Consider the following 19383-nt stretch of genomic DNA (forward strand, 5'->3'; position numbering starts at 1 on the left):
CCCCGCTCTTCCTATGTGGGCGCCGCCCGGCCCGCCACCATCGCGCTGCCCGCCCACCGCCCGTCGGGGTCGGGGGCCGCTGTCGGGCGGCCGCCCGGCCGCGCGGACGACGTCGTCCGCCGCCGCCATCATCGCCAGCACGGCGGTATCACCGGCCAATGTCTCGGCCAATTCCTGGTCGGTCGCGGCCAGCGCGCGCAGCCGGGTCAGCGCCGCCCGCAGCCGCCGGTAGCGCGACGGCGCACCGACCGCCGCGAGTGCCCGCACCACGTCGTCGACGCCGTCGGGCAACGCGGTCATCGGCACGGTCGGCAATCCGGTGGCCGCGCCGATCTCGGTGGCCCGGGCGTGCGGGTCGGCCAGCAGATCGGCCCTGTTCAGCAGGATCAGCAACGGGCCGGTGCTGTCCGTATATATCCGACGCTCCTCGGGCTTGACGGCCTCGACGATCACCAGCACCACCACATCGGCGTCCTCGGCGCCGCCGACGACGTCCAGTCCGGCCACCGACAGCGCGCGTGTCACGGTGCGCAGGCCCACACCGGGTCGCCCGGTCACCGCCACCCTGGCCGGCCTGGTCAGCGTCGCGATGACGGGACGCAGCCGCGGCCGGGTGTCGGCGAGGCCGCAGAGCTCGTCGACGAAGTCCGCGACCAATCGCGCCGATTCCCCCGCGAACTCCCCCACCTCGCTGCGCCCCCGTCGCCACCACACCCGGATATCCATCGTGACATCGCCCCGGTGGGTGCCGACGCGGTGATTTTCGCCGCAGGCCGGCAAAGACAACTGTTGGGTATCAATCTGTACCGCGATGCGGGTACCCCACCTCCGATGCGCGACGATGGACCGATGTATGCCCAGCGGGAGGATGCCGGGGGGACCGACCCCGCTCCGGACGTGCCCGCCCATCACCAGCGCCGCGTGACGAGTTTCCGCGCCCGCCGCTCCCAATTGAGCGGTAACCAACAGCAGATCTGGGAGCGGCGGTGGCCCCAGCTGGGCACCGAGGCCCTCGACCCCGACGGCCACCCGGCCCGGATCGACCCCGCCCAGTGGTTCGGCCGGCAGGCCCCGCTGGTGCTGGAGATCGGCTGCGGCACCGGCACCTCCACCGCCGCGATGGCCCAGGCGGAACCCGATATCGACGTCATCGCCGTGGAGGTCTACAAGCGGGGTCTGGCCCAGTTGTTGTCGGCCATCGATCGCGACGGCATCACCAACATCCGCCTGATCCGCGGTGACGGTGTCGACGTCCTGGAGCACCTGCTGCCCGGCGACGCCCTGACCGGGGTGCGGGTCTTTTTCCCCGATCCGTGGCCCAAGGCCCGCCACCACAAGCGTCGGCTGCTGCAACCGGCCACGATGGCGCTGATCGCCGACCGGCTGCGCCCGGGCGGGATCCTGCACGCGGCCACCGATCACATGGGTTACGCCGAGCACATCGCCGAGGTGGGCGACGCCGAGCCGCGGTTGCGCCGGGTTTCCGTCGAGGACGCCCTGCCGATCTCGGTGGCCCGCCCCGAGACGAAGTACGAACGCAAGGCGCTGGCCGGGCCGATCGTGACGGAGTTGCTGTGGGAGCGGATATGAGTGTGACGACGAACTCCGAGATCCCCGAGACGCCGGCGCAGGAACCGCCGCAGCCGGGCATCCAGCGCGTGCTGCTGGTGTGGGACGCACCCAACCTGGACATGGGCCTCGGCTCGATCCTGGGCGGCCGGCCGACCGCCGCGCACCGGCCGCGCTTCGACGCGTTGGGCCGCTGGTTGTTGTCGCGCACCGCCGAGCTGTCCAGCCGCCGTGATGCCGAGACCGGCGCGCTGCCCACCCTGGAGCCCGAGGCGACCGTCTTCACCAATATCGCCCCAGGTAGCGCCGATGTCGTGCGGCCCTGGGTGGAGGCACTGCGCAACGTGGGCTTCGCCGTCTTCGCCAAACCGAAGGTCGACGAGGACAGCGATGTGGACAGCGACATGCTGGCCCATATCGCGCTGCGGCGCAGCGAAGGTCTGGCCGGTGTGGTGGTGGCGTCCGCCGACGGTCAGGCGTTCCGGACACCGCTGGAGGAGATCGCCCACGACGGCGTTCCGGTGCAGGTGCTCGGATTTCGCGAACATGCCAGTTGGGCGTTAGCGTCGGATACCTTGGAGTTCGTCGACCTGGAAGACATCCCTGGCGTCTTCCGGGAGCCGCTACCGCGAATCGGACTGGATTCGCTGCCCGAGCAGGGCGCGTGGTTGCAGCCCTTCCGGCCGCTGTCCGCGTTGCTGACCTCGCGCGTTTGAACAATTGAAGCGACAATGCGCGCGCAGCAACTACCGATCATGAAGAAGAATTTAAGGAGCTGACGTGTTCGCCTGGTGGGGTCGAACGGTGTACCAGTACCGATACATAGTGATCGGTGTCATGGTCGCACTGTGCCTTGGTGGCGGTCTGTACGGCGCGAGCCTCGGCCAGCACGTCACCCAGAGCGGTTTCTACGATGAGACCAGTGAGTCGGTGCGCGCATCGCTGCTCGGTGACGAGGTGTACGGCCGCGACCGCACCAGTCACGTCGTGGCGATCCTCACGCCGCCCGACGGTGAGAAGGTCGACAACCCGGAGTGGATGGAGAAGGTCACCGGGGAACTGAACGACCTGGTCGCCGACAACGAGGACCGGATCGTCACCTGGGTCGGCTGGCTGCGCGCACCCGATGCCGAGGCCGAGACCGTCCAGCAGATGAAGACCGAGGACCTGTCCAAGACCTTCGTCAGCGTCCCGCTCAAGGGCGAGAACGACGACGAGATCCTGAAGAACTACCAGGCCATCGAGTCGCAGCTGGCCCAGATCAACGACGGCAAGATCCAGCTGGCAGGCCTGCAGCCACTGGCCAGCGAACTGACCGGCACCATCGGCGAGGACCAGAAGCGTGCCGAGGTGGCCGCCATCCCGCTGGTCTGCGTGGTGCTGTTCTTCGTGTTCGGCGGTGTCATCGCCGCGGCCCTGCCGGGCATCATCGGCGGTCTGACCATCGCCGGTGCGCTCGGCATCATGCGGGTGTTCGCCGAGTTCATGCCGGTGCACTTCTTCGCCCAGCCGGTCGTGACCCTGATGGGGCTCGGTATCGCCATCGACTACGGCCTGTTCATGGTGAGCCGGTTCCGCGAGGAGCTCGCCGAGGGGTATGACACCGAGGCCGCGGTGCGTCGCACCGTGATGACCTCGGGTCGCACGGTGATGTTCTCCGCGGTGATCCTGGTGGCGTCCTCGGTGCCGCTGCTGCTGTTCCCGCAGGGCTTCCTCAAGTCGATCACCTACGCGATCATCGCGTCGGTCATGCTCGCGGCCATCCTGTCGGTCAGCGTGCTGCCGGCCGCCCTGGCCATCCTCGGCCCCCGCGTCGACGCGCTGGGCGTGCGCTGGCTGCTGAAATTCATCCAGAACGACGTCTCCTCCGACCCGGCCAACACCCGCACCAACACGCTCGCCATCGCCTCGATCCCGGCGGGTGTGCTGGTGCCGCCGGTCGGTATCGCACTGGGCCATCTGGCACGCAAGCGCATCCGGGAGTCCGGCGAGCAGGGTCTGCCGCTGACGATCATCGGCCTGGCGCTGGGCTATGTGGGCCTGCTCGGCTGGCTGACGTATTTCACCGTCTCCAACAAGGACTCGCTCGGCGGCGGTCTGTACTGGGTCATCCTCGGCGTGATCATCTTCGTGGCGGTCGTCGCCGGCGGCCTGGCCCTGGCCCGCTACGTGCCGCTGGCCCGCGGTCCCATCGTGTGGTGGGTGGAGTGGCTCGCCGAGAAGACGCAGAAGACCAAGACGCGCGCCGAGGTCGAGAAGGGCTTCTGGGGCAAGCTCGTCAACGTCGTGATGAAGCGCCCGATCGCCTTCGCCGCGCCGATCCTGATTTTCATGATCCTGCTGGTCCTGCCGCTGGGGCAGTTGGCCCTCGGCGGTATCAGCGAGAAGTATCTGCCGCCGGACAACGGCGTCCGCCAGGCTCAGGAGGACTTCGACCGCAGCTTCCCGGGTTTCCGCACCGAGCCGTTGACGCTGGTCATCCAGCGCGAGGACGGTGAACCGATCACCGATCAGCAGCTGGCCGAGGTGCGCGCCAAGGCCATGGGTGTCAGCGGTTTCATCGACCCGGACAACGATCCGAGCAAGATGTGGCAGGAGCGGTCCGCCCAGGACACCGGCACCAAGGACCCGTCGGTGCGGGTGCTGCAGAACGGTCTGGTCGACCGCAACGACGCCTCCCAGAAGATGGAGGAGCTGCGCGAGATCCAGCCACCACGAGGGATCGAAATCGCCGTCGGTGGTACTCCCGCGCTGGAGCAGGACAGCATCAACAGCTTGTTCGACCGGCTGCCGCTGATGGCGGTGGTGCTGATCGTCACGACGACGATCCTGATGTTCCTGGCGTTCGGGTCGGTGGTGCTGCCCATCAAGGCCGCGCTGATGAGTGCGCTGACACTCGGGTCGACGATGGGCATCCTGACGTGGATGTTCGTCGACGGGCACGGGTCCGGGCTGATGAACTACACGCCGCAGCCGCTGATGGCGCCGATGATCGGTCTGATCATCGCGGTGATCTGGGGCCTGTCCACCGACTACGAGGTGTTCCTGGTCTCCCGCATGGTGGAGGCCCGCGAGCGTGGCATGTCGACCGCCGAGGCCATCCGTATCGGCACCGCGACCACCGGTCGTCTGATCACCGGTGCGGCACTGGTGCTGGCCGTGGTGGCGGGCGCGTTCGTGTTCTCCGACCTGGTGATGATGAAGTATCTGGCGTTCGGCCTGTTGATCGCGCTGCTGCTCGACGCGACCATCATCCGGATGTTCCTGGTGCCCGCGATCATGAAGCTGCTCGGCGACGACTGCTGGTGGGCACCGCGCTGGATGCGCCGTCTGCAGGAACGCATCGGCCTCGGTGAGACCAACCTGCCCGACGAACGCAAGCGGCCCGATCTGCGCGAGTCCGACGAGGAACCGGCCGATGAGGCCGCGCTGGTCGGGGCGGGTGCGCCGGCGCGTCCCCAGCACGATCCGGGTCATCCGATGCTGCCGCCGCCGAGTCGTGGGGGGCCGCCCCGCGGGTTGCCGCCGGTGCGACCGACCGGTCCGTCGACGGCCGGCACCAGCCGCATTCCGACCCCACCGCCCGCTCCGGAGCCGCCGACGACCCGTTTTGCAGCGCAACCGGATTCGGCTGCCACGACGGCGATCAACGCGGTCAACACGCCGACCGAGCGACGTCCGCGGGCCGAGCAGAACCCGGCACGCGAGAAGCGTGAGATCGAGTCGTGGCTCGGCGAGTTGCGTGGCAACGCCGCTCCGAGCGGCCCGGTCCCCAATGCAGGCCCGGGTCCGCAGGCGCCGCAAGCCGAGGACGCCGAGCAGACGACGGCCATTCCGGCTCAACGCGGTTCGGGTGATCCGGAGTCGACCGAGAAGATCGACACCCGCGGCACCCGTGATGCCGATGACACGCCGACGCGGCGTGGCGGTGGGGTCAGCGCGGCGGATCTGCTGCGTCGGGAGGGTCGTCTGTAAGGCCGTCGGGCTCCAACTCGGCGACCACCTGCTCCTGCTCGGCTTCCGGATCCTCGGCGAGCAGGACGCGGATGGCGCTGTTGAGCACGGCCAGCACCGGAACCGCCAGCAGAGCGCCCAGGATGCCGGCGAGCACCCCGCCCGCGGCGATGGCGAGCACCACCGCGAGCGGGTGCACCGATACCGCCCGACCCATCACCAGCGGTTGCAGCACATGGGATTCCAGCTGTTGCACGGCCAGGATGAGGCCCAGGGTGATCAGCGCGTACACCCAGCCCTTGGCGATCAGTGCGACGATCACCGCGACGCCGCCGGTGAGCACGGCGCCGATCAGCGGGACGAAGGCACCGAGGAACACCAGCGAGGCCAGCGGCAGGGCCAACGGGATGCCCATGATGGCCAGGCCGGTGCCGATGCCCACGGCGTCGACCAGGGCCACCAGACAGGTGGCCCGGACGTAGCCGGTCAGCGATCCGAAGCCGGCGCGGCCGGCGTCGCGGACCCGTTCCCGCACCGAGGTGGGGAAGATCTTGGTCACGTACGCGAAGATCTGGCGACCGCCCTGTAGCAGGAAGATCAGGGTGAACAGCACCAGCAGCGCACCGGTGACGATCTCGGTGACGGTGGCCGCCGTCGACAGCGCGCCGCTGGTGACCCGCGCCTGGTTCTCCTGCAGGGTGCGGATCAGCGCGTCGCCGGCGTGGTCGATCTGATCTCGGCTCAGATGCAGCGGCCCGTTGATCAGCCAGGTCCGCACCCCGTCCACGCTGGCGGCCACCTGTTCCACCAAAGCCGGTGCGCCGGTGATGAATTGGCTGATGACGAAGCTGAGGATGCCACCGACGATGGCGATCGCGCTGAGCAGCACCACCGCCACCGCCCAGCCGCGTGGCGCGCGGCGATCGGCCATGAAGTCGACAGCCGGTAGCAGCAGCGCGGCAAACATGGCCGCCAGCGCCACCGGCACGACGATCAGCAACATGTGGCTGATGACCCAGAGCAGCGCCATCACCGCGGATCCGATCACCAGCAACCGCCAGGCCCAGGCCGCGGCCTTGCGGACCAGGGGATGTACCGACTGATCGGCGATCGGGTCTACCGTCATGGCGGTAGCGTACGCGCGGCGCGCCGGGTGTATCCGCAGGTCATGCGCAATGCCGCGGGCTACCCTGTAGGGCGTGTCGCACGACGCGCCGATGAGCGACGCCGATCGCCAGGTCGCCCGCACCCGCGGCAAGTACTGGTGGGTGCGGTGGGCGGTCATCGCGGTCGCGGTGATCGTGCTGACGGTCGAGCTGGTGCTGGTGTGGGACCAGCTGGCCAAGGCGTGGAAGAGCCTGCTGTCGGCCGATCTGTGGTGGGTGCTGGCCGCTGTCGTCGCCGCGATGGCCTCCATGCACAGTTTCGCCCAGATCCAGCGGACCCTGCTGCGGTCGGCCGGTGTGCAGGTGCGGCAGTGGCGGTCCGAGGCGGCGTTCTACGCCGGTAACGCGTTGTCGACCACGCTGCCCGGCGGCCCGGTGCTCTCGGCCACGTTCGTCTATCGGCAGCAGCGGATCTGGGGCGCCTCACCGGTGGTGGCGTCCTGGCAGCTGGTGATGTCGGGGGTGCTGCAGGCGGTCGGGCTGGCGCTGCTCGGTCTCGGTGGCGCCTTCCTGTTGGGCGCCAGCCGCAATCCGCTGTCGCTGATCTTCACCCTCGGCGGCTTCTTCCTGTTGCTGGTACTGGCCCAGTCGGTGGCGGCCAATCCGCAGCAGATCGACGGTATCGGCGTGCGCCTGTTGGGATGGTTCAACGCGTTGCGCGGCAAGCCATCCGACACCTGGTTGGACAAGTGGCGCGAGCTGCTGCGCCAGCTGGAGTCGGTGCGGCTGAGCCGTCGGGCGTTGGGTAATGCGTTCGGCTGGTCGCTGTTCAACTGGATCGCCGATGTGGCCTGTCTGGCGTTCGCCGCGTACGCCGCCGGCGGTCACCCGTCGCTGGCCGCGCTGACGGTGGCCTATGCGGCGGCCCGGGCGGTCGGTTCGATTCCGCTGATGCCGGGTGGGCTGCTGGTGGTGGAGGCGGTGCTGGTGCCGGGACTGGTGTCCAGCGGGATGACACTGGCCGCCGCGATCTCGGCGATGCTCATCTATCGGCTGGTCAGCTGGATATTCATCTCGACGATCGGCTGGGTGGTGTTCTTCTTCATGTTCCGCACCGAGATGGACATCGACCCGGACTCCCTCGATGACGCACCCGATGACTCCCCCGATGACAAGGAGCACCGTGAACCGTAGAAGAACCGTTCCCGCAGTGCTTTTCGGTGCCTTACTCGTCGTGGCGGGGTGTTCACCGACCACCGAGGAGCCCGGCACCGCCACCGAGACCCCACCGAACACCACCGCAGCTCCGCCGCCGAGCAGCACCGCCCCGACGACATCGCCGAGCCAGGCCCCCGACGCGCCCGTGGCCACTCCGCTGCTGGCCCGGGTGGTGTCGGCACCGATCCCCGTACCGGCCACCGACGGCCGCACCCATCTGGCCTACGAACTCTTGCTGACCAACGCCATGGACCAGGACGTGACCGTGGATTCGCTCCAGGTTCGTACCGGCGACAGCGGTGAGCCGTTGTTGACCCTCAGCGGCGCCGACCTCGCCGAACGCACCCGCATCCTCGGCACCAGCAACCCGACCGGGCGGCTCGGACCGTCGCAGTCGGCCCTGGTCTGGCTCGATGTCAGTTCCGAGAACGGCGCGGCGCCAGCGGAACTCAGCCACCAGGTACAGGTGACTCTGACGAAGCCGATGCCGCCACTGCTGCCGCCACAGGTGACCGAGACCGTCGCGCAGGTGGCCGTGCAGACCCGCGAGCCGATCGTCATCGCACCGCCGCTGCGCGGACCACAATGGTGGGATGCCAACAGCTGCTGCGGGATGACCCCGCATCGGTTGGCCATCAACCCCATCGATGGTGAGCTCTGGGGTGCCGAACGCTACGCCATCGACTATGTGCAGCTGCGTCCCGACGGCAAGCTGTTCACCGGGGATGTCGCCGATCTGGCGAACTACGCCTACTTCGGCACCGATATCCGCGCGGTCGCCGACGGCCCGGTGGTCGCGGTGCTCGATGGGCTGCCCGAGCAGATCCCCGGCACCGCCCCGACCGGCTTGCGGCTCGACGAGTACGGCGGAAATCACGTGGTGCAGGACATCGGTGGTGGCAACTTCGCGTTCTACGCGCACCTGAAGACCGGCTCGGTGGCGGTGAAGCCCGGCGACCGGCTGACCGGCGGGCAGGTGTTGGGCCAGCTCGGCAACAGCGGCAATTCCGATGCCCCGCATCTACATTTTCACGTCATGGATGCCGCCGACCCGCTCAAGGCCGACGGTCTGCCGTTCGTCTTCGAGAGCTTCCGGCTCACCGCACGCACCGATGACCGCATCGGCCCGGACGGTGATGCGATGGACACCGTGCTGGCCGGTAAGCCGGCGCCGACCGTCCCCGGATTCGCACCACGCGACGAAACCCGAGTCACACCATTGGTTTCCGATGTGATGGAGTATCCCGGTGAGTGAGCAGACCAGCCGCCCGTCGGCCAGACCCGCAACCGCGCTGCTGACGGATCTGGTGTGCGTGGTGGTGTTCTGCACGATCGGCAGGCGCAGTCACGACGAGGGACTGACCGTCGCAGGTATTGCCGAGACCGCGTGGCCCTTCATCACCGGCACCGTCGCCGGCTGGCTGGCGGCTCGAGCCTGGCGGCGACCCATCAGCCTCTACCCCACCGGGCTGATCGTCTGGGCATTCACCGTGATCATCGGAATGCTGCTGCGCAAGGCCACCGCGGCCGGCACCGCACCCAGCTTCATCGTGGTGGCCTCGCTGACGACGGCCGCACTGCTACTGGGCTGGCGCGCGATCGCTGCGGCGGTGGAGCGCCGCCGGTGACCTGAGCGCACGCGCCACTCTGTGCCCGAGCTGAGCCGGCCGCCGTCGCGGGGTTCACTGTGTAGTTTTCAAGGCGCACTAGGGCTTTGGGTTATGCGGCGGCCGGTAGGTCGGTCATGGTGCGTCGGGCATGCGAGCGCAGGTGCGCTGGTTCGGGTCCGGTCGGGTCGTGTGGTGGGATGAACCAGGGGTGGCGGTCGGGGCCGAGGTAGACCTGCCAGCCACCGTGGTGGATCTGGGTGTGGTGGTAGCGGCACAACCCACGACTATCGTGAACAGTTCTGCATCAGGACACCGGTGACACTCAGGCCGGGAGACTGAGAGCGTTGGTTCCCATGGCAGCGCACGCCAGATCGCCGGAACAAGCCCCTTGTAGACCGAACCGTCCCCCGGACCCCTACCCGATCCCATCCGGCGCCCGCTCGGCGATCGTCAGCGTGGCCCGGAACCCACCCAGCGGGCTGTCGTCGAGTTCCAGCCGCCCACCGTGCAACGTCGCCTGCTGAGTGACCAATGCCAGCCCCAGCCCGGAACCACCCGGCACGGCGGTGCTCCCGCGGGCGAACCGGCCCAGCACGGCGGCGCGTTCGTCGGCGGGCAGTCCGCGCCCGTTGTCGTCGACGACGATCTGCAGCAGCCCCCGATCATGCGAGGCCCGGGTACCGGTGAGCACGATGCGGGTCGCCCCACCGTGGGTCGCGGCATTGCGCACCAAGTTGTCCACTGCCAGCCGCAGCCCGCCGGGCCAGCCCCACACCGAGCCGAGGTTGTCATCGGCGGCGACGGTGATGTCGATCGACGGGTCCACCCGGGCATTCTCGCGGGCCACCCGATCCAATAGGTCTGTCACGTCGATCAGTTCGCGATCCTCGGCCTTGGCCAGCTGTCCGGACGCCAGCTGTCCCAGCGCGGTGATGATGGCCTCCACGCGGCGCTGAGCCCGCAGCAGGTCGGCGACCACCTCATCGCGTTCCTCGGTGGGCAGATCATGGATGCGCAGGGTGTCCAGGTCGGCGCGCATGGCGGTCAACGGGGTACGCAGCTCGTGCGCGGCGTTGGCGGCGAAATCCTGTGCCGCCTGCAGTGATCGGGTGGTCGCCTGCTGCGCGGCGGCCAATCGGCTTAGCATCCCGGCCATCGCGTCGGAGAGTTCCTCGGCTTCCCTGGCGCCCTTGACATTCGGCACCCCGCCGCTGTCCAGCGACTTGGTCTGCTCGGTCAGCCGGCGCAGCGGCCGCACGGCCGGGCCGGCCAGCAGCCAGCCGAATCCGCCGGCCACCAGCACGGTCAACACGCCGACGGCGAGATAGATCGGAATCCGGGCCCGGCTCAACAGAATGCTGTCGGCGCGGATGCCCAACGACAACAGGATGCCGCCACCCTGCTGGTTCATCGGGATGGTGCGCACCCGGTACTCCACACCGTTGACCTCGACGGTCTCCGTACCGGGCGGCAGCGCCGGCAACTGGAATCCCCGCTGGAACACCACCTGGCCGGTCGAGCGCGAACGCCCGGTGGTCAGCACACCGCGTCGCGGATCAGACAGCTGCTCGGGGAACATACTGGCCTCGACGATCGAGTCCAGCCGCCGATCCAGTTGCGCCGCATCGTTGTTGGCCAGCACCACCGATGTCAGAACGGTGAAACCCGCGACCACCGCAGCGGCGGCCACCGCCGAGGCGATGGCCACCCGGGTACGCAGAGACAGCCGCCACACCGACTACGCCTCCTCGCGCAGCACATAGCCGATCCCGCGCACCGTGTGGATCACCCGCGGGCGGTCCTCGCGTTCCAGCTTGCGGCGCAGATACGAGATGAAGACATCGGCGACGTTGGTGTCGACGTCGAAGTCATATCCCCAGACCAGCTCGAGCAGCCGCTGCCGCGACAGCACCACCCCGGCGTTCTCGGCCAGCACCGCCAGCAGATCGAACTCCCGCTTGGTCAGGTCGGCCCGTTCCCCGTCGACGTAGACCAGCCGGCGCGCGGTGTCGATGGTCAGCGGACCGACATTCATCACGTCCGATTCGCGTTCGGCATGATTCGCCCGGCGCAGCAACGCGTGCAGCCGGGCCACCAGCTCACCGAGGTCGAAGGGTTTCGTCAGGTAGTCGTCGGCCCCGGCCTCCAGCCCGGCGATGCGGTCGTTGACCGTGTCGCGAGCCGACAGCACACAGATCGGGATCTCGTTGCCCAGCGCGCGTAACGCCGTCACCACGGCCACCCCGTCCAGTTCGGGCATCTGCACATCGAGCACCAGAGCGTCGTGCGCCTCGCTGGCCAACAGCCGAAGCGCCTCGCGCCCGTTGGAGGCCACCCGGACGTCGAACCCGGAATGCCGCAGCCCGCGGGCGACCGACGTCCGTACATCCGGATCGTCGTCGACCATCAAGACGGTTCGGCCGGTGTTGTCCGAGTGTTCGGCGGTGGTGCGCACCCTTGGATTATGCGGGGCCGGGCCGCGGACCGGTGCCCGCAACGACCGGGGCCGCCACCTCGGCGACGGCCGGAAGTCCGGCGGCCGGGGTCTGCACGGCTTGCATCAGGCCGAGCACCTGCGGCAGCGAGATCGGCAATTGACACTCGGTGGACAACCGCACCAGCGGTGCCTGCAGACGCTGGATGTCCCGGGCGGCTCCCGGCTTGGCATCGAAGTAGGCCTTCGCCGCAGCCAGCGACTGCGGGCCCGCCGGCTGCGCGGCGATGGCGGTCAGCGCCTGATTGGTGTCGGGGTGGGTATCGAGGTAGTTGCCCATCGAGGTCGCCACCGAGCCGATGGTCTTGGCGATCTCGCTGGCCTCACACGGGTCGGTCTCGGCGACCGCCGACGGAGTCGACACCAACACCACGGCGGCGCCGCCGACCAGGCAGCCAGCGAATGCGGCGAACAGTCCACGACGCTTGGCGGTGATACCGCTGGGGACAGAACTCATCGGATAACTCCTTCGGGTGGCGCACAGCTCTGCGGCTCGCGAACAGCGCGATCGGCAAGGCACGTCTCCCCGACCCAGAAACGACCAGCCGCCATCATGCCAAACGGCACGCACCCGGACCAATCGACACAGCAAACTCCCAGGTGACCGGGTACGCGGAACATCGCAAGCTGGTCACAACCGCGATCGCGCGCCGGTCAGGTCTCAGGCTGCTGCGGTACGCTCTCGCATACCAGCAGCCGGGGAGAAAGGCCAGGGGCGCCATCCAGCAGTTCATGATGCGCTTGAGCAGCAGCCTGCGCAGATATCGCTGGGCGGTGTTTGTCGTGTGGGTGCTGCTACTCGTGCCCGCCGTCTACCTCGCACTGAACCACTCCGACCGGCTGACCGGCGGAGGGTTCGAAGTGGCGGGATCCCAGTCACTGGAACTCCAATACCAGCTCGAAGAGCAATTCCCCGATCAGGGTGCCTCGCCGCTGGCGTTGGTGGCCGTGCCGCGTGCCGACGCCTCCTTCGAGGACATGAATGCCGCCGTCGCGCAGTTGCAGCGCATCGCCGGGGAGGTGCCCTCGGTCGAGGAGATCCCCAACCCCCGCCAGCCACCTCCGGCGCCGGACCGGCCGTACGTCGTCCAGCTACAACTCGGCTTCGACAACAGCGGTGCCGTCGACATCGCCAAGCAACTGCGCGAAAAGGTCGGCATCGAGGGCGAGGATGCCGGCGAATCGGAGAACGGCAAGGTCCGCCTCTACGTCATCGGGCAGGGCGCCCTCGGCGCAGCGGCCCAGCAGGCCACCAAACACGACATCGTGCAGGCCGAGAAGTGGAACGTCCCGGTCGTCCTGATCATCCTGCTGGCGGTGTTCGGCTCGCTGGCGGCCGCGGCCATGCCACTCATGCTCGGCATCTGCACCGTCGTGGTCACCATGGGCGTGGTCTTCCTGTTGTCCCATGTGATGGCCATGTCGGTGTTCGCCACGTCGACGGTGTCGATGTTCGGTATCGCGGTGGCCGTCGACTATTCGCTGTTCATCCTGATGCGCTACCGCGAGGAACTGCGGGCCGGCCGTGACTCTGCCCAGGCGATCGACGCGGCCATGGCCACCTCCGGTCTGGCGGTGGTGTTGTCCGGCCTGACCGTGATCGCCTCGGTCACCGGCATCTACCTGATCAACACCCCGATCCTGCGGTCCATGGCGACCGGGGCCATCCTGGCCGTCGCGGTCGCGGTGTTGACCTCCACCACGCTCATCCCGGCGGTGCTGGCCACCTTCGGCCGCTCGGCGGCCAAACGGTCCCGGCTGCTGCACTGGTCCCGCCGCCCCGACACCACCCAGTCCCGGTTCTGGACCCGCTGGATCGGCGCCGTCATGCGCCGCCCCTGGGTGTCGGCGTCGATCGCGGCGGTGGTGCTGCTGGTCATGGCCGCCCCGGCCTTCGCGATGACACTGGGCAACAGCATGCTGCGCCAGTTCGATCCGACCCATGAGATCCGCGGCGGGGTGAACGCGGCCGCGGAGGCGCTGGGACCGGGGGCGCTCGGCCCGGTGCGGGTGATGGTGACCTTCCCCGGCGGGCAGGCCGACGGGCCGCAGGCCCAGGCCGCGCTGGACACCATCGAACGCCGGATGGCCGAGGGCCCCGATGTGGCCTCCGTGACGCCACCGGTGGTCGGCGAGGACAACGACAGCGCCCTGCTGTCGGCCGTGCTGTCGGTCGATCCCGAGGATTTCCGGGCCCGCGATGCGATCGACTGGATGCGCGCCGAACTGCCCAAGCTCGATGTCGGTGACGCCGAGATCGATGTCGGTGGCCCGACCGCGCTGATCAAGGATTTCGACGACGAGGTGTCCGCGGCCCAGCCCTGGGTGTTCGTGTTCGTCGCCGTGATCGCGTTCGTCATGCTGCTGATCGCGATCCGCTCGGTGTTCCTGGCGTTCAAGGGCGTGCTGATGACGGTGCTGTCGGTGGCCGCCGCCTACGGCAGCCTCGTCGTCGTCTTCGAATGGGGCTGGCTGGAGGAGCTGGGCTTCGCCCCGCTGGAGTCGCTGGACAGCACGGTGCCGCCGCTGGTGCTCGCGATGACCTTCGGCCTGTCCATGGATTACGAGATCTTCCTGCTGACCCGCATCCGGGAACGCTTTTTGATCACCAACAACACCCGTGACGCGGTCGCCTACGGCATCTCCACCAGTGCACGCACCATCACCAGCGCCGCACTGATCATGATCGCGGTGTTCATCGGGTTCGCGTTCGCCGGCATGCCGCTGGTGGCCCAGATCGGCGTGGCCTGTGCGACGGCCATCGCGGTGGACGCCACCATCGTGCGGCTGGTGCTGGTGCCCGCCCTGATGGCCATGTTCGACGAATGGAACTGGTGGCTGCCGCGCTGGCTGGACCGCATCCTGCCGTCGGTGGATTTCGAGAAGCCGTTGCCCAAGGTCGATATCGGCGATCTGGTCCTGGTGCCCGAAACCGCGTCGGCGGCTTCCGGGTCGGATCTGCGGGTGGTGGTCAAGTCCGCCGCCAAGCTCAAGCGACTGGCCCCGCAGACCGTCGTCGTCGCCGACCCGCTGGCCTACACCGGGTGCGGACCCGAACCCGACCGCCGGCTGACCGGCCGGATCAGCACCATGACGTCGACGGGTTCGATCACCCGCCCCGTACACCCGGTCACGGTGTGGCGCGGCCGCATCAACGTCGCCCTCGACGCGTTGGCCACCGCTTCTGAATCCGAGGAACTCCCGGTGCAGCGACGCGGACCGATGGAGGCCACCAACGTGCAGTTGCCGACCGGTGACCGGCTGCTCATCCCCACCGGGGCTGAGACGCTGCGCCTGAAGAGCTATCTGCTGATGTGCCGCAACAGCACCCGCGACTACACCGAGTTCGCGCGGCTCGTCGACTCGATGGAGACCGACACCGCGGCGCGCGTCCTGACCGGTATGGACCGGTACTACTGTGGACAACGCCCACGCAAGCAGTGGGTCGCCACCCAGCTGGTGCGACGCCTGGCCGACCCGCAACCGTCGGACGACCCGGACCAACCGGGTCCGACCGACGCCGAATGGGATGCGGTCCGGCAGCGCTGCCTGTCGGTGGCGGTGGCGATGCTGGAGGAGGCGAGGTGACGGTGGCGGCACAGCCCGCAAGCGCGTCCAATCAGGCGGCCGACGATCGGCCCGTCGAATTCTGGCCGACATCGGCGATACGTGCCGCGCTGGAGAACGACGACCTGACGGTGTGGCAGCGCATCGCGGCGGCGATCAAGCGAGACCCCTTCGGCCGCACCGCACGTCAGGTCGAAGAGGTGCTCGACACCGCCCGCCCGTACGGGGTTTCCAAGGCGCTCGGCGAGGTACTCGACAAGGCCCGCGAGCACCTGGAGGCCAACGAGCGCGCCGAGGTGGCCCGCCATGTGCACGAGCTGCTGGACCGCTCCGGACTGGGTGTGCCGGAATTCGCCTCGCGGATCGGGGTTCCCGCCGACGAGTTCACCGGCTGGCTGGAGGCCACCGGCACCCCGCCGGCGACGTTGATGATCCGGATGCGCAGGCTTTCCGATCGGTTCGCCAGGATCCGCGCTCAGCGCGCCGCCGGTGCCGGCTGAGCGATCAGCGCGCGTTGATCGGCGTCACGTCGGTCACCAGCCACTTGCCGCCCTCCTTGGCCAGGGTCACCCGTAGTGCCAGCACCGCCACATCGGCCGGTTTGCCCGGTGCGTGCTGGGTGCCCCGCATGACGACGGCGACGCTGGCCACGGCCGGACCGATGGCCTCCACCCCGGCCGATACCGTCTGCGCCTGCCCGGAGATGTTGCGACTGGTCAGATCCTTTGCCACGGCCTGGAATTCGGTCCGGTAGGCCTCGGCGCGCTGCGGTGACATCAACCCCGCGGCGCGTTCGATCGCGGCGTTGGGACTGCTCGGGCTGAAGGTGGCCGAGGCTTCGGCGACACTGCTGGCGATGCCGACGACCTCGGCGCTGTCCCGGTTGAGATCGCGGTCGGGCACCGTCCACCGGGTGTAGCCGACGAACACCGCCGCCGCGGCCAGCACCGCCGCCGTCGCGACCACACCGAACCGCAGCACCGGACCGTCGTCATCGGTGCCCACGGTCACCCCGTCCCGACGGAACAGCACCGCGTTGACCACCACGCCCTGCACCACCAGCAGGCACAGCGCGCTACACGCCGCCACCCACCAGCGTGGCCAGTCCAGGGCAAACCCGATGAACAGCAGCGCCAGGATCGCCAGCGCAGGGGCCAGCACGTCGACACCGAGCACCCGTAGCCGGTTGATCATCGGATCGACTCCATCTGCGAGATCAACAGGGCACCGTCCACTTCGGAGACGCCCAGCCGCAGATTCCAGCGCACCGTCGTCGGTTCGGCACCGGCGTTCTGGCTGATCGAGGTGGCGACCACCAGGACCGTATCGGTGCGCGAGGCCACCGTCGCCAACTCGGCCTGCGGCCCGGCCTCGGCGCCGCCACCGTCGGCGGCGCGGTGCATCCGTTCGATGGACACCGATTCGACCTGGCCCACGGTCTGGGACTGCAGCTTGCCGACCAGGTCGGTGAACGGCGCCATGGTGTTGTCGAATTCGACGTTGAGCTGGCCGACCGTGCCGTCACGCAGCTGTTGCAGATTCTCGCCGGCGTTGTCGGCGTTCATGTTGATCAGCAGACCGGTCCAGTCCGCGGCGGCCTGCAGAACCTCGGTCTGATGGCTCCGCTCGGCCACCTCACCGCGGTGTGCGGTCCAGATCATCGTCCCCAGCACCGTCGCGGCCAGTGCGATCACGCCGAACACGATGGCGGCGACGCCGTAGCGGGACAGCACCCTGGTTTGCTCATCGGGCATGGCCGTGAGGCTACCGGTGTGCTCTGGCACCATGAATGAGGTGACGTTAGACATCTCCGCCGAAGACCTCCGTTCCGGCATCGATCTGCAATACGTCGACTCCGACGTGCGCCCCCAGGACGATCTGTTCGGCCACGTCAACGGGCGCTGGCTGACCGACTACGAGATCCCCGCCGACCGGGCCACCGACGGTGCGTTCCGCACCCTTGCCGACCGTGCCGAGGAGCAGGTACGCGACATCATCACCGACGCGGCTGCCACCGATGCCCCCGCCGGCACCGACGAGCGGCGCATCGGTGACCTGTACGCCAGCTTCATGGACGAGGACACCGTCGCCCGCGTCGGGGTGGCACCGTTGCTCGCCGAACTGGACACCATCGCCGCGGCACCCGATCGCGACGCGCTGGCCGCCGTCGTGGGCACGCTGCAGCGCACCGGGGTCGGTGGCGGGGCCGGTGTGTACGTCGACACCGACTCCAAGGACTCCACCCGCTATCTGCTGCACGTGTCGCAGTCCGGCCTCGGTCTGCCCGACGAGTCCTATTACCGCGAACCGTCGCACGAAGCGATCCTGGCCGCCTACCCCGGGCACATCGCCCGCATGCTGACCCTGGTGTACGGCGCGGGCGAGCATGCCGCCACCGCCGAGCGCATCGTGGCGCTGGAGACCAAGCTGGCCGCCGCGCACTGGGACGTCGTCAAGCGCCGCGATGCCGACCTGACCTACAACCTGCGGACCTTCGACGAATTGCCCGATGAAGCACCGGGGTTCGACTGGTCCGGCTGGGTGGGCGCGCTGGGGGCTGCCCCCGACGAGGTGGTGGTGCGCCAGCCCGATTACCTGATCGCCTTCGCCGCGCTGTGGGCCGGTGAGGATCTCGAGCTGTGGAAGCAGTGGCTGAGCTGGCGGCTGATCAGCGCGCGTGCCTCCCTGCTGACCGATGAACTGGTGGCCGAGAACTTCGCCTTCTACGGCCGGACCCTATCGGGCACCGAGGCCATCCGGGACCGCTGGAAGCGCGGCGTCGGGCTGGTCGAGAGCCTGATGGGTGATGCCGTCGGAAAGCTGTACGTGCAGCGGCATTTCCCGCCGGAGGCCAAGTCCCGGATGGACGAACTGGTGGCCAATCTGCGCGAGGCCTACCGCGTCAGCATCACCAACCTGCCGTGGATGACGCCCGAGACCCGCGACCGCGCGCTGGAGAAGCTGGACAAGTTCACCCCCAAGATCGGTTATCCGGCCAAGTGGCGCGACTATTCGGCATTGGTGATCGACCGCGCCGACCTGTACGGCAACTACCGCCGCGGCTACGCCGTGGAGTACGACCGCGACCTGGCCAAGCTGGGCGGGCCGGTGGACCGCGACGAGTGGTTCATGACCCCGCAGACGGTCAACGCGTACTACAACCCGGGCATGAACGAGATCGTGTTCCCGGCCGCGATCCTGCAGCCACCGTTCTTCGACGCCGGCGCCGACGACGCGGCCAACTACGGCGGTATCGGTGCGGTGATCGGGCACGAGATCGGGCACGGATTCGACGATCAGGGTGCCAAGTACGACGGTGACGGCAACCTCGTCGACTGGTGGACCGATGCCGACCGCACCGAATTCGGGCACCGCACCGCGGCCTTGATCGAACAGTACGAGGCCTTTTCACCGCGGAATCTGGATGCCGCACACCATGTCAACGGCGCCTTCACCGTCGGTGAGAACATCGGCGACCTCGGCGGGCTCTCGATCGCGCTGCTGGCCTACGAGCTGTCGCTGGACGGCAAGGAGGCCCCGGTGATCGACGGGCTGACCGGGGTGCAGCGGGTGCTGTTCGGCTGGGCGCAGGTCTGGCGGACCAAATCCCGTGACGCCGAGGCCATCCGCCGGCTGGCCACCGACCCGCATTCGCCGCCGGAGTTCCGCTGCAACGGTGTCATCCGCAATCTCGACAGTTTCCACGAGGCGTTCGAGGTGACCCCCGAGGATGAGCTGTACCTGGATCCGGAACACCGGGTGCGGATCTGGAACTGACCGGTCGGCCGCTGTGCGTGACTTCAGTCTGGTTGTCCATGTCGGCAGCCCGGCTGAAGTGGCGTAGGTCTGACGGCGATTTCTCCTA

At 68.6% G+C, this 19383-nt stretch carries 16 protein-coding genes and 1 pseudogene; 9 read left to right on the forward strand and 8 right to left on the reverse strand.

Annotation, left to right across the window (positions count from 1 at the left end; all coding sequences use genetic code 11):
- Positions 1-726 (reverse strand): annotated as a pseudogene (locus ACWDUN_RS26925) (hypothetical protein); the annotation flags it as partial.
- Between the two features lie 105 nt (positions 727-831).
- Here ACWDUN_RS26925 and trmB point away from each other — a divergent pair.
- The 3 genes from trmB (at position 832) to ACWDUN_RS26940 (ending at position 5544) form a co-directional block, all read left to right on the forward strand.
- On the forward strand, positions 832-1590 hold the full coding sequence (gene trmB, locus ACWDUN_RS26930; RefSeq protein ID WP_449933641.1) for a tRNA (guanosine(46)-N7)-methyltransferase TrmB: 759 nt from the start codon (positions 832-834) through the stop codon (positions 1588-1590).
- Positions 1587-2285 carry an NYN domain-containing protein gene (locus ACWDUN_RS26935; RefSeq protein ID WP_449933534.1) on the forward strand — a complete coding sequence of 233 codons (699 nt, stop codon included), beginning with the start codon at positions 1587-1589 and terminating at the stop codon, positions 2283-2285. The genes trmB and ACWDUN_RS26935 overlap by 4 nt, the downstream gene beginning before the upstream one ends.
- Positions 2286-2349: 64 nt before the next feature.
- Positions 2350-5544: an MMPL family transporter gene (locus tag ACWDUN_RS26940; RefSeq protein ID WP_449933535.1), complete on the forward strand. Its 3195-nt coding sequence runs from the start codon at positions 2350-2352 to the stop codon at positions 5542-5544.
- Here ACWDUN_RS26940 and ACWDUN_RS26945 read toward each other — a convergent pair.
- Positions 5504-6649 carry an AI-2E family transporter gene (locus tag ACWDUN_RS26945; protein WP_449933537.1) on the reverse strand — a complete coding sequence of 382 codons (1146 nt, stop codon included), beginning with the start codon at positions 6647-6649 and terminating at the stop codon, positions 5504-5506. The genes ACWDUN_RS26940 and ACWDUN_RS26945 overlap by 41 nt on opposite strands.
- 91 nt (positions 6650-6740) lie before the next feature.
- Between ACWDUN_RS26945 and ACWDUN_RS26950 the strand changes: the two genes are divergently transcribed.
- From ACWDUN_RS26950 to ACWDUN_RS26960, 3 genes are all read left to right on the forward strand, one after another.
- On the forward strand, positions 6741-7823 hold the full coding sequence (locus tag ACWDUN_RS26950) for a lysylphosphatidylglycerol synthase transmembrane domain-containing protein (protein ID WP_449933643.1): 1083 nt from the start codon (positions 6741-6743) through the stop codon (positions 7821-7823).
- 169 nt (positions 7824-7992) lie between these two features.
- Positions 7993-9102, forward strand: a complete 1110-nt coding sequence (locus ACWDUN_RS26955; RefSeq protein ID WP_449933644.1) for a M23 family metallopeptidase — start codon at positions 7993-7995, stop codon at positions 9100-9102.
- Positions 9095-9475: a DUF3054 domain-containing protein gene (locus ACWDUN_RS26960; protein ID WP_449933539.1), complete on the forward strand. Its 381-nt coding sequence runs from the start codon at positions 9095-9097 to the stop codon at positions 9473-9475. The genes ACWDUN_RS26955 and ACWDUN_RS26960 overlap by 8 nt, the downstream gene beginning before the upstream one ends.
- A gap of 91 nt (positions 9476-9566) precedes the next feature.
- Here the strand turns inward: ACWDUN_RS26960 and ACWDUN_RS26965 are convergent, their stop codons facing one another.
- The 4 genes from ACWDUN_RS26965 to ACWDUN_RS26980 all read right to left on the reverse strand — a co-directional run bounded on the left by ACWDUN_RS26965 (position 9567) and on the right by ACWDUN_RS26980 (position 12408).
- Positions 9567-9734 (reverse strand): hypothetical protein, encoded by a 168-nt coding sequence (locus ACWDUN_RS26965; RefSeq protein ID WP_449933540.1) that lies wholly within the window; start codon positions 9732-9734, stop codon positions 9567-9569.
- A gap of 138 nt (positions 9735-9872) precedes the next feature.
- Positions 9873-11192: a sensor histidine kinase gene (locus ACWDUN_RS26970; protein WP_449933542.1), complete on the reverse strand. Its 1320-nt coding sequence runs from the start codon at positions 11190-11192 to the stop codon at positions 9873-9875.
- 3 nt (positions 11193-11195) lie between these two features.
- Positions 11196-11864: a response regulator transcription factor gene (locus ACWDUN_RS26975; RefSeq protein ID WP_449933646.1), complete on the reverse strand. Its 669-nt coding sequence runs from the start codon at positions 11862-11864 to the stop codon at positions 11196-11198.
- A gap of 55 nt (positions 11865-11919) precedes the next feature.
- On the reverse strand, positions 11920-12408 hold the full coding sequence (locus tag ACWDUN_RS26980) for a hemophore (RefSeq protein ID WP_449933544.1): 489 nt from the start codon (positions 12406-12408) through the stop codon (positions 11920-11922).
- 275 nt (positions 12409-12683) lie between these two features.
- On the opposite strand from ACWDUN_RS26980, the gene ACWDUN_RS26985 reads away from it, so the two are divergent.
- Complete coding sequence (locus ACWDUN_RS26985; protein WP_449933545.1) at positions 12684-15539, forward strand: MMPL family transporter; 2856 nt, start codon at positions 12684-12686, stop codon at positions 15537-15539.
- Positions 15536-16018, forward strand: coding sequence for an XRE family transcriptional regulator (locus ACWDUN_RS26990; RefSeq protein ID WP_449933547.1), 483 nt, complete (start codon positions 15536-15538; stop codon positions 16016-16018). Before ACWDUN_RS26985 ends, ACWDUN_RS26990 begins: the two co-directional genes overlap by 4 nt.
- Before the next feature lie 4 nt (positions 16019-16022).
- Here ACWDUN_RS26990 and ACWDUN_RS26995 read toward each other — a convergent pair whose 3' ends face one another.
- Positions 16023-16712 (reverse strand): hypothetical protein, encoded by a 690-nt coding sequence (locus tag ACWDUN_RS26995; RefSeq protein ID WP_449933549.1) that lies wholly within the window; start codon positions 16710-16712, stop codon positions 16023-16025.
- The gene (locus ACWDUN_RS27000; protein ID WP_449933551.1) at positions 16709-17272 is read right to left on the reverse strand and encodes a hypothetical protein; all 564 of its coding nucleotides are present in this window, start codon (positions 17270-17272) and stop codon (positions 16709-16711) included. The genes ACWDUN_RS26995 and ACWDUN_RS27000 overlap by 4 nt, the downstream gene beginning before the upstream one ends.
- A gap of 31 nt (positions 17273-17303) precedes the next feature.
- On the opposite strand from ACWDUN_RS27000, the gene ACWDUN_RS27005 reads away from it, so the two are divergent.
- Positions 17304-19295, forward strand: a complete 1992-nt coding sequence (locus ACWDUN_RS27005) for a M13 family metallopeptidase (protein ID WP_449933553.1) — start codon at positions 17304-17306, stop codon at positions 19293-19295.
- Positions 19296-19383: the final 88 nt, after the last annotated feature.

This window comes from Mycobacterium sp. NPDC003323 (genome assembly GCF_053589535.1).